The organism is Jannaschia sp. S6380 (assembly GCF_023015695.1).
GTDB lineage: Bacteria > Pseudomonadota > Alphaproteobacteria > Rhodobacterales > Rhodobacteraceae > Jannaschia.
In genome coordinates, this window is sequence record NZ_JALKAS010000002.1 from 326721 (window position 1) to 335878 (window position 9158).

Consider the following 9158-nt stretch of genomic DNA (forward strand, 5'->3'; position numbering starts at 1 on the left):
GAACCTACCCCGTTTGCCGGCCACGTCGCATGACGGCCGACCCGGCGGCAAGCGCGATCATCGCCCAGCCGAGCACCCCCTTGCCGTGATCGGACAGGTTGGCATCGCCCGTGAAGGTCAGAAGCCGCAGCAGGGTGCCCGGACCGGGCGGGCGCCCGACGACGATCTGCCAGGGCAACCCGTCGATGATGGCCACGTAGTAGAGATAGTAGACCTGCGGCGAGAGCCAGACGAACGCCCCGAACAGCGCCAGCGCCCACAGGACGCGATGCAGGCGTAGGGCGGCCAGGCCCATCAGGCAGGCCAGCCCGAGCGACAGGACGGCCAGCCCCACCTGTCCCGATGCGGTCAAGGTGAAGAAGCTGTCGTCCGCATATCCCGGGATGTAATCCATCGGCGCATCTTGCCCGCACGCGCGTGCCCGGGCTAGCTGGCACGGGCCATCGAGGGGTCGTCGCATGACCGAGATCGTCGTCACCAACATGAACCCGCGCTATACCGGCGTGTCGTCGACGGCGGCGCGGCTGATCCCGGTCCAGGCGCGCGACTACGAAGTGGCGCTCGCGGGCCATGCCCTGCCGGGATGCCCGCTGCCCGTCACCCTGGCTGAGGCGCGCCGCCTGACGCGGGTACCGCCGCCGGGCCGGCCCTTCGCGATCTGGCACGTGCGCCGCAACAACGAGATGCGCGCGGCGCTCTGGGCACGGGACGTGCTACGCCTGCCAATCCGGATCGTGTTCACGACCGCCGGGACGCATCGGCACTCGGCCTTTCCCCGCTGGCTGATGCGGCGGATGGATGCGCTGATCGCGACGATCCCGGCAGCGGCCGAAGGCAAGCCGCATGTCCGCGCCGTCGTGCCCCACGGGGTGGATTGCACCGTCTGGCATCCGGCCGCGGACCGCGCCGCCGCCTGGGCCGCGACCGGGTTTCCGGGGCGCCGCGGGGTGGCGGCCGTGGGGCGGGTGCGGATGTCGAAGGGAACGGATCGCTTCGTCGAGACGATGCTGCGGGTGCTGCCGAAACATCCCGACGTGACCGCGCTCGTGCTGGGTCTGGCGCGGCCGAAGGACGAGGCCTGGCTGGACTCGTTGAAGGCGAAGGCGCATGCGGCGGGGTTGGCGGACCGCCTCCTGTTCCCGGGCGAGGTCGGACCGGACGCGATGCCCGCCCTGATCCGGGCGTGTTCGTTGACGGTGCCGCTGCCGCGATACGAGCCCTATGGCGTCACGCCGCTTGAGGGGATGGCCTCGGGCGTGCCGTTCGTGGGATCGCCGACCGGGGATTTCCGCACGTTCTCCGAAGGCGGTGCCGGGATCGTGGTCGAGGAGGCGAACCTGGTCGCGGACGCGGCGGCGGCCGTCGACGCGCTGTTGTCGGATGCCGCGCGGCTGGAGGCGATGTCGGTGGCGGCACGCGCGAAAGCGGTGGCGGTGCATTCGATCGAGGCGGAGGCGGCGGGGATCGCCGGCGTCTACGAGGCGCTCTGGTCGGAGGGCCGGAGCGCGCGGGACTTCAGCGCGTCGTAGAAGGGCAGCGCGGCGGCCAGCAGGTCGTCGCGATCGACCTGCGGCAAGGGGCCTTCGGGGCCGGCGAAGCCCGTGGATCTGTGGACCGCGCCGTACCAATGCGCGGCCCAGACCCCGTCGGAGGCATGACCGCCCGCGGGCCATTCCAGCATCGCGTTCGACCAGTCCAGTCCAATTTCGGCGCAGAGTTTTCCGAGCATTCCCCGTGGGTTATTTCGGATGTCGGCGGTATCGAGGACGACGCCGCCGAAGCGGTCATAGAGCGTGGCCTGCGCGGCGAAGCCGATATCGGCCTCGGTCGCCGTTTCGCGCTTGGCGCCGTAGCTGGCGATGACCCGGGCAGGATGGCGGATAAGATGCAGGTGCACCGCGCCCTCGGCCCAACCGAGCGGGAAGGACGGCAGCATGTGATGGGCCATCTGCTTTTGGTAGAGATGGGGGTTTCCCCCGCGCCGGCATCCGTCCGCGACCGCGGCGGGATCGGTCGGCTGGCTGGCCAGGACGGCGTCGCGCATCGGATGGTCGAGGCCGGTGGCGGCCAGGTAGGCGGCGTAGAACGGTTCGTCCATGACTTCGAAATCCGGACGGTTGCCGAAGGAGTACATCATCGCGGTGGACAGGTTGCGAGGGCCGGACCAGGCGATGATGCGCATGTCGAATTCCGTAGATGTAAGCCGGATAATGCACGTCTGACGCCACCGGGCGCAGGGTCAAGGAAGATTTTCGGGACGATTGGCCAAATCGCCCCGAGCATCCCGTATCGGGGACAGACCGCGGACCACATCCGCCATGCGGCTGCGGGTGGATGTGCCATGGGTCCTGGGCATGCTCCCGTACCCGGCGGCGCGACGCGCGCGCCCGCGCTTAGTCGGCCACGGCTTGGATCTTGAGGCTGCCGCGGGGCGGCCCGCCCGAGAGGATCGGGTGCATCTCCGCCAGCGGCAACCGGTGCGACACGATCCGGTCGAGCGGTTCCCCGCAGGCGTCGATCGCCCGCAGCGCATCGGGGATGTTGTGGTTGAGCGAATGGGTCCCGGCCAGCGTCAACTGACGGCGGAAGACCTCGAATGGAGAGATCTCGATCCGGCCTTCGACCGGGCAGATGCCGAAATAGAGCGCCCCGCCGCCATCGGCCACGTAATCGGTCAGCCCGGCCGCCACCGCCGGCACGCCGGTCGCGTCGATGGCCAGGTCGGCGGCGCGCCGATGGGCGGTCAATTCGCCCGCATCGGCGGCAAGGGCCGCGAAGCCGAAGCCGCGGGCCAGCTCCACGCGGGCTTCGTCGGTATCGACGAAGGTGATGTCGGCCGTCCCGCGCATATGCATCGCCAAGGCCATCAGCAGACCCATCGGCCCGGCCCCGAAGATCAGCGCCCGCTCGACCTTGGCGTCATGGACGGCACCCAGCGCGTTCAAGACGCATCCCATCGGCTCGGCCAGCGCGGCGCGTCCGAAGGGAAGGTCGCCGATCGGGTGCAGCGCACCGGCCCGCAGGATGCAGAACTCGGCGAAACCGCCGTCGCGGGTCACGCCATACGCGCCAAGCGTTTCGCAGAGATGCGCGTGGCCGCGGCGGCAGGCGCGGCACCGGCCGCATTCGATGTTCGGGTCGACGACGACCCGGTCGCCCTCGGTCAGCCCGTCGACGCCGGGGCCGACCTGGGTAACGATGCCGGCGAATTCGTGTCCCGGGGTCACGGGAAAGGCACCGGTTCCGTAATTGGCCTTCAGCACCTCGAAATCGGTATGGCAAAGCCCGCTGGCCATCACGCGGATCACGGCCTCGCCGTCGCCCGCAACGCGCCGGTCGCGGGGGCCGAACGCGACGCGTCCACGTTCGGGGAAGGTGATCGCCTGCATGCGGTGTTTCCTCTCCGCCGGTCCGTCCGCTTTCGGTGTAGGACATCGTGCGGGGCCGTGCCACCGTGCGCCGGGCATCGAGGATCGGGGCGATGAGGGCCGAACTCGCGAAACATCTGGCCGATCTCGACCGTATCGCACCCCCGGACCTGTCGGAGGCGAGGGCCCGCTTCGGCAAGGGCCCGACGTATCTGGAGGCGCTGGTCGCGCTTTGCCGCTGTCCGGGCGCGCGCGGCAGTCGCAGCAGCGTGCGGCGCGGGGCGGGCGGGGCGACTGACCGGGTCCCGGCTTTGATTGCCGGCACCGCATGCGCTATCCTCGTGGCAAGGGGAAGGAGATCGGATGACCGTGCCAAGGCTGAAACGTGTGAAGGTCTCCTCCGAGCAGGAGCTCCGGACCTGGCTGGCGAAGAACGCCGACGGGACGCAAAGCGTGATGGTGGTGACCTGCGACCGGAACTCCCGCGACAAGTTCGTCGGCAGCGACCAGGTGCGCGCGGCGGCCGCGGCGCATGGCTGGGCCGCCGGACGGAGCTATACCCTGCGCGGAAATCTTGTTGGACATGTCGTCAGCCACGGCTGAATGCCGCGCCGGATCAACCCGCGACCAGTTCGCGATAGAGCGCGCGTAGCCGCGCCGTCGTCGGGCCCGGTTCGCCGGTGCCGATGACCCGGCCGTCGATCATGCCCACCGGGGTCTGGGCGCCGAATGTGCCGGTCAGGAACGCCTCGTCGGCGGAATAGGCATCGACGAGGGAGAAATTCCGCTCGAAGACCGGAATGCCGTTCGCCTGGCAGAGGTCGATGACCTTCTGCCGCGTGATGCCGTTCATGCAGTAGTCGCCGGTGGAGGTCCAAACCTCGCCCCGTCGGACGATGAAGAAATTGCAGGCGTTGGTCGTATTCACGAAGCCGTGGATGTCGAGCATCAGCGCCTCGTCCGCGCCGGCCTTTTCGGCAGCGATGCAGGCGAGGATGCAGTTGAGCTTGGAATGCGAGTTGAGCTTCGGATCCTGCGTCATCGGCAGGCCGCGCAGATGCGGTACCGTGGCGAGCGTCACGGGGCGTGGGATGCGGGGGCGCGAATGTTCCATGATGATGACCATGGTCGGGCCCTGGGTGGATAGGCGCGGATGCTGGAACGGCAGGCGCTTGACCCCGCGCGTGACCATCAGGCGGGCATGGGCGTCGGTGGTCATGCCGTTGGCGGCGCGCGTCTCCTCCAGCGCGGCGAGGACCTGGTCGGGGGTCATGCCGAGCTGCAGGTCGATGGCCTTGGCCGCCTCAAACAGACGGGCCATGTGTTCGTCCGCGAAGGTCCAGCGCCCGTCATAGAGGCGCAGCCCCTCCCACACGCCGTCGCCCAGCATGAAGCCGCTGTCATACACGGAGACGGTCGCCTCGGCCCGGGGCGTCAGCTTGCCGTTCACCCAGATTAGGATGTCGGCATTGCGGGCGTCTTCCTCGGCCTCGTGGGTGCTGATCTTGTCCATGGCGGATTGGTGCCGTCACGGGGCCGTGATTTGCAAGGGGCAAGACCCGCGCGCAGGATCGGGTGGATGGAGGGTGCGATGGACAGACGACACGATATCCGGCTGGCCCTGCTGGCGCTGGCGATCCTCGTGGGGCTGGGGCTGCAGGCGGCGGACGGCCACGCGGTGGCGACCTGCGACACCTGCGCCGCGGTCGTCGACGGCGCCTAGAACATCAGAGAGGCGCGCGCGTCGGCCAGTATCATCTGCAGGATGATGATGCCAAGGATGAAGACCAGCGGCGCCAGGTCCAGCGCGCCGGTGGCCGGCAGGATCGACCGGATGCGGGCATAGGCCGGCTCCAGTATCCGGTTCAGCCCGTCCCAGAGCTGCGCCACGATCGGCTGATGCAGGTTCAGAACGCCGAAGTTGATCAGCCACGACATGATGATATGCGCGATGGCGAAGAACCACGCGACATTGAGCAGCAGCAGGGCGATATCGATCAGCGTGGTCATGGGCGGCCTTCGGATTGTGCTGTTTCCCATCTAGGGCGGGGGTGGCACGGCCGCAAGCTGACGCCGTGTCCGCCTTGACGCGCGCGGCCCGCCGGGTCAGGCGCGGCGCATGTATCCGTTTTTCCGCCTGGGCTGGCAGATGTTCCGCGCGCGGCGCCTGCCGCCGATCTCGCCGCTGGACACGCACGTGTCGCATCACCTGTGCCTGCCCTGGGACCTGGACGGTTTCGGCGAGCTGAACAACGGACGCGTCCTGACGCTCTACGATCTGGGTCGGTTCACGTCGGGCGTGCGCATCGGGCTCCTGGCGGCGTTGCGACGGCGGCGCTGGGGTCTGGCCGTGGCGGGGGCCAGCATCCGCTATCGCAGGCGGATCACGGCGATGCAGAGGATCGAGATGCGGACCCGGATCGCGGGTTGGGATGCGCGGTTCTTCTATGTGTTGCAGTCGATGTGGGTCGACGGCGCCTGCTGTTCGCAGGCCCTGCTGCGAACGGCCGTCGTCGCGCGGGGCCGCGCCGTGCCCGCCGCCGACGTCGTGGACGAGATCGGCTGGACGGGTGATGCGCCGGACCTGCCCGACTGGGTTGCCGCCTGGATCGCGGCCGAGGGGACGCGGCCCTGGCCGCCCGTTGACCTGGACGCAGGGGCCACGCTGCCCGAAGGGCACATCCCGCCCGCACCCTGACGCACGATCGCCACCGCGCGGTTGCACAGGTCGGGTTTCGCCCCCAAGGTCCGCCGTGGGACAGGGGGGAGGACGGGCATGACCGACATCGCGCTTGGGCGCCGGGTGCGTGGCTGGATGATGTTCGACTTCGCGTCGCAGCCCTACAACACGCTGCTGCTGACGTTCATCTTCGGCCCCTATTTCGCCAGCGCGGTGATGGAGGACCCCGTCGCCGCGCAATCGGCCTGGGGCTTCGCGATCGGCTTCGCGGGACTGGCCATCGCGCTGCTGGCGCCGGTGCTGGGCGCGCTGGCGGATGCATCGGGGCGGCATCTGGGGTGGATCTGGCTGTTCTCGGGTCTTTATGTCCTGGGCTCGGGCGCGCTGTGGTTCGCCGTGCCGGGCGCGGAGGTGGTCTGGCCCGTGCTGCTGGTCTTCTGCCTCGGCCTGATCGGGATGGAGTTCGCGACGATCTTCACCAACGCAATGCTGCCGGGCCTGGGCGCGCGCGACGACCTGGGGCGCATTTCCGGCTCGGGCTGGGCGCTGGGTTATGTCGGCGGGGTGATCGCGTTGATCCTGATGCTGACCCTGTTTGCCGAGAATGCGGACGGCGTGACGTTGATCGGCATCGCCCCGATCCTCGGGCTGGATCCGGACATGCGCGAGGGAACGCGTTTCGTGGGCCCGTTCACGGCGCTCTGGTTCGTGGTCTTCATGGTTCCGTTCTTCCTTTGGGTCCGCCCCGTGGCGCGACCGGTCGGTGTGGCGCTGCCGCTGGGACCGGCGCTGCGCGGGCTCTGGGGCACGGTCCGGGCGCTGCCGGCGCGGCGCAGCTTCGCAAGCTATCTGGGCGCGTCGATGCTGTACCGCGACGGGTTGAACGGCCTCTACACCTTCGGGGGGATCTACACCGCCGGGGTGCTGGGCTGGTCGGTGGTCGATATCGGCGTCTTCGGCATCCTGGCGGCGGTGACGGGCGCGATCTTCGCCTGGATCGGGGGGCGCGCCGACACCGCAAGGGGGCCAAAGCCGGTCATCACGTTCTGCATCGTCACATTGCTGGTGGTGACGGTGCTGGTGGTCACGGTCACGCGCGACACCGTGTTTCTGGTGCCGGTCGGACCGAATTCGGCGCTGCCCGACATCGCGTTCTACGTGATGGGCGCGATCATCGGCGCGGCGGGCGGGGCGCTGCAGGCGTCGAGCCGGACGATGCTGGTGCGCCAGGCCGATCCGGCGCGGATGACCGAAGGCTTCGGCCTCTACGCGCTGGCGGGCAAGGCCACGGCCTTCCTGGCGCCGTTCCTGATCGGGGCCGTCACGCTGGCGAGCGGATCGCAGCAGGTGGGGATCCTGCCGGTCGCGGGCCTCTTCACCCTCGGGCTGATCCTGCTAGTCTGGGTTGAACCGGAAGGGGAACCTGCATGATCCGACTGATTTTCCTGTGCGCCGCGTTGCTGGCGGCACCCGCCCAGGCCCAGCTCGCCAAGGAGTTGTTCGGGGCGCAGCGCGCCGGATCCGCCCAGCGGGCGGAACCCTTCGGCAGCTATTCGCGCGGCTGCGCGGCGGGGCTGGTGCAACTGGCCGAGACCGGGCCCAGCTGGCAGGCCATGCGCCTGTCGCGCAACCGCAACTGGGGTCATCCCGAACTGATCGACCTGGTCCAGGACCTGGGCCGCCACATGGACCGGATCGGCTGGGGCGGGATCTATGTCGGCGACATGAGCCAGCCGCGCGGCGGGCCGATGACGTCCGGCCATCGCAGCCACCAGATCGGGCTGGACGCGGATGTCTGGCTGTACCCGGCGACCGACATGACCCTTTCGGTACGCCAGCGCGAGAACCTGTCCGCCGTATCGATGCGCCGGGCCGAGGGCGCTTTCGTCAACGACAACTGGTCGCGCGGACAGCACGAACTGGTCAAGAAGGCCGCGCAGGACCCGCGCACGGCGCGGATCTTCATCTTTCCGGGCGCCAAGGTGCGGATGTGCGAGGACGAGACGGGCGACCGGTCCTGGCTGCGCAAGGTCCGGCCCTGGTGGGGGCACCATTATCACATTCATATCCGCATTTCCTGCCCGCGCGGCGCGCGCGCCTGCATCAACCAGGACCCGCCGCCGCCAGGCGACGGCTGCGCCGAGGCGCGGCAATGGGTGAACAACATCCTGAACCCGCCGCCGCCCGATCCGAATGCCCCCGCCCCCGCCCCGCGCCGGGAGTTGCGGATGGCGGATCTGCCGCAGCAATGCGCCGCGGTCCTCTCCTCGCGCTGACCCTGCTGGCGGCGCCGGTTTCCGCGGCCGAGTTCCTGGGCAATCACGTCTGGGAGCCGGGATTCGCGGGTGCCGGCGGCTATTCGGCGCTGTGGCTGGCGCCGGACGGGGCCGACATGGTGGTGCTGTCCGACCGGGGCGGGTGGGTCCGCGGCCGGCTGGCCCGCGATGCGGACGGCGTGGTGCGCGAAGTGGAGGTGGAGGAGCGCGGGCATCTGCTGCGCTCGACCGGCGAGGCGCTGGAAGGGCGCGAGAGCGATGCCGAGGCGATCGCGCGCGTCGGTGGTGACTTCTTCGTGGCGTTCGAGGGCACGCATCGCGTGATGCGCCATGACGGGATCGGCGCCGTGCCCGATCGCATGGCCCTGCCGGACGGGTTCGCCGGGCTGCAGGGCAATTCCGGGTTGGAGGCCCTGGCCGCGGATGCGGGCGGCGCGCTCTATGCCATTCCCGAAAGGTCCGGGGAACTGGACCGGCCGTTTCCGGTCTATCGCTACATGAATGGCGAATGGACCGTGCCGTTCGGACTGCGCCGCGACGGTCGGTTCCTGGTCGCCGGGGCCGATATCGGGCCGGATGGACGGCTGTATTTGTTGGAGCGGGACTTCCTGCTGCTGGGGTTTCGCAGCCGCGTCCGCAGCTTCGACCTGCAAGGCGGCGACGAACGGCTGGAGTTCGAGAGCGCCGTGGGCCGGCACGACAACCTGGAGGGGATCGCCGTCTGGCGCGATGGGGAGGGGCGGCTTCGCGCGACGATGGTATCCGACGACAATCAGCGCCCGCTGGTCCAGCGGACGGAATTCGTCGACTACCTGCTTGATTGACGCCCCGGCG

Annotated in this window: 12 protein-coding genes; 7 read left to right on the plus strand and 5 right to left on the minus strand. The window is 69.5% G+C overall.

Going from position 1 to position 9158, the window contains the following annotated elements; translation table 11 throughout:
• Window positions 1–4: 4 nt before the first annotated feature.
• Entirely contained in the window at window positions 5–394 is a 390-nt protein-coding gene (locus tag MWU52_RS14635; RefSeq protein ID WP_246953528.1) for a hypothetical protein, read from the minus strand.
• Between the two features lie 64 nt (window positions 395–458).
• On the opposite strand from MWU52_RS14635, the gene MWU52_RS14640 reads away from it, so the two are divergent.
• On the plus strand, window positions 459–1529 hold the full coding sequence (locus MWU52_RS14640) for a glycosyltransferase family 4 protein (protein ID WP_246953530.1): 1071 nt from the start codon (window positions 459–461) through the stop codon (window positions 1527–1529).
• On the opposite strand, the gene MWU52_RS14645 is transcribed toward MWU52_RS14640, so the two are convergent.
• Complete coding sequence (locus MWU52_RS14645) at window positions 1475–2182, minus strand: HAD family hydrolase (protein WP_246953532.1); 708 nt, start codon at window positions 2180–2182, stop codon at window positions 1475–1477. The genes MWU52_RS14640 and MWU52_RS14645 overlap by 55 nt on opposite strands.
• 211 nt (window positions 2183–2393) lie before the next feature.
• On the minus strand, window positions 2394–3389 hold the full coding sequence (locus MWU52_RS14650; protein WP_246953534.1) for an alcohol dehydrogenase catalytic domain-containing protein: 996 nt from the start codon (window positions 3387–3389) through the stop codon (window positions 2394–2396).
• A 342-nt stretch (window positions 3390–3731) separates the two neighbouring features.
• On the opposite strand from MWU52_RS14650, the gene MWU52_RS14655 reads away from it, so the two are divergent.
• Window positions 3732–3971 carry a hypothetical protein gene (locus tag MWU52_RS14655; protein WP_246953537.1) on the plus strand — a complete coding sequence of 80 codons (240 nt, stop codon included), beginning with the start codon at window positions 3732–3734 and terminating at the stop codon, window positions 3969–3971.
• Between the two features lie 13 nt (window positions 3972–3984).
• Here the strand turns inward: MWU52_RS14655 and MWU52_RS14660 are convergent, their stop codons facing one another.
• Window positions 3985–4881 carry a D-amino acid aminotransferase gene (locus MWU52_RS14660; protein WP_246953539.1) on the minus strand — a complete coding sequence of 299 codons (897 nt, stop codon included), beginning with the start codon at window positions 4879–4881 and terminating at the stop codon, window positions 3985–3987.
• A gap of 78 nt (window positions 4882–4959) precedes the next feature.
• Between MWU52_RS14660 and MWU52_RS18060 the strand changes: the two genes are divergently transcribed.
• Complete coding sequence (locus MWU52_RS18060) at window positions 4960–5091, plus strand: hypothetical protein (protein WP_281494140.1); 132 nt, start codon at window positions 4960–4962, stop codon at window positions 5089–5091.
• On the opposite strand, the gene MWU52_RS14665 is transcribed toward MWU52_RS18060, so the two are convergent.
• Window positions 5088–5378 carry a YggT family protein gene (locus tag MWU52_RS14665; protein ID WP_246953541.1) on the minus strand — a complete coding sequence of 97 codons (291 nt, stop codon included), beginning with the start codon at window positions 5376–5378 and terminating at the stop codon, window positions 5088–5090. The two genes, MWU52_RS18060 and MWU52_RS14665, sit on opposite strands and share 4 nt — an antisense overlap.
• 109 nt (window positions 5379–5487) lie before the next feature.
• Here MWU52_RS14665 and MWU52_RS14670 point away from each other — a divergent pair, with 109 nt between their 5' ends.
• The 4 genes from MWU52_RS14670 (at window position 5488) to MWU52_RS14685 (ending at window position 9148) form a co-directional block, all read left to right on the plus strand.
• Window positions 5488–6066 carry a thioesterase family protein gene (locus tag MWU52_RS14670; RefSeq protein ID WP_246953543.1) on the plus strand — a complete coding sequence of 193 codons (579 nt, stop codon included), beginning with the start codon at window positions 5488–5490 and terminating at the stop codon, window positions 6064–6066.
• A gap of 78 nt (window positions 6067–6144) precedes the next feature.
• On the plus strand, window positions 6145–7479 hold the full coding sequence (locus MWU52_RS14675; RefSeq protein WP_246953545.1) for an MFS transporter: 1335 nt from the start codon (window positions 6145–6147) through the stop codon (window positions 7477–7479).
• Window positions 7476–8324, plus strand: a complete 849-nt coding sequence (gene mepA / locus MWU52_RS14680; RefSeq protein ID WP_246953547.1) for a penicillin-insensitive murein endopeptidase — start codon at window positions 7476–7478, stop codon at window positions 8322–8324. Before MWU52_RS14675 ends, mepA begins: the two co-directional genes overlap by 4 nt.
• Window positions 8297–9148, plus strand: a complete 852-nt coding sequence (locus tag MWU52_RS14685; RefSeq protein WP_246953550.1) for an esterase-like activity of phytase family protein — start codon at window positions 8297–8299, stop codon at window positions 9146–9148. Before mepA ends, MWU52_RS14685 begins: the two co-directional genes overlap by 28 nt.
• Window positions 9149–9158: the final 10 nt, after the last annotated feature.

Bases quoted from the DNA above. Each gene is read 5' to 3' on its own strand.
- MWU52_RS14635 (WP_246953528.1), bottom strand. From the start codon at position 394: ATGGATTACATCCCGGGATATGCGGACGACAGCTTCTTCACCTTGACC.
- MWU52_RS14640 (WP_246953530.1), top strand. From the start codon at position 459: ATGACCGAGATCGTCGTCACCAACATGAACCCGCGCTATACCGGCGTG.
- MWU52_RS14645 (WP_246953532.1), bottom strand. From the start codon at position 2,182: ATGCGCATCATCGCCTGGTCCGGCCCTCGCAACCTGTCCACCGCGATG.
- MWU52_RS14650 (WP_246953534.1), bottom strand. From the start codon at position 3,389: ATGCAGGCGATCACCTTCCCCGAACGTGGACGCGTCGCGTTCGGCCCC.
- MWU52_RS14655 (WP_246953537.1), top strand. From the start codon at position 3,732: ATGACCGTGCCAAGGCTGAAACGTGTGAAGGTCTCCTCCGAGCAGGAG.
- MWU52_RS14660 (WP_246953539.1), bottom strand. From the start codon at position 4,881: ATGGACAAGATCAGCACCCACGAGGCCGAGGAAGACGCCCGCAATGCC.
- MWU52_RS18060 (WP_281494140.1), top strand. From the start codon at position 4,960: ATGGACAGACGACACGATATCCGGCTGGCCCTGCTGGCGCTGGCGATC.
- MWU52_RS14665 (WP_246953541.1), bottom strand. From the start codon at position 5,378: ATGACCACGCTGATCGATATCGCCCTGCTGCTGCTCAATGTCGCGTGG.
- MWU52_RS14670 (WP_246953543.1), top strand. From the start codon at position 5,488: ATGTATCCGTTTTTCCGCCTGGGCTGGCAGATGTTCCGCGCGCGGCGC.
- MWU52_RS14675 (WP_246953545.1), top strand. From the start codon at position 6,145: ATGACCGACATCGCGCTTGGGCGCCGGGTGCGTGGCTGGATGATGTTC.
- mepA (WP_246953547.1), top strand. From the start codon at position 7,476: ATGATCCGACTGATTTTCCTGTGCGCCGCGTTGCTGGCGGCACCCGCC.
- MWU52_RS14685 (WP_246953550.1), top strand. From the start codon at position 8,297: ATGCGCCGCGGTCCTCTCCTCGCGCTGACCCTGCTGGCGGCGCCGGTT.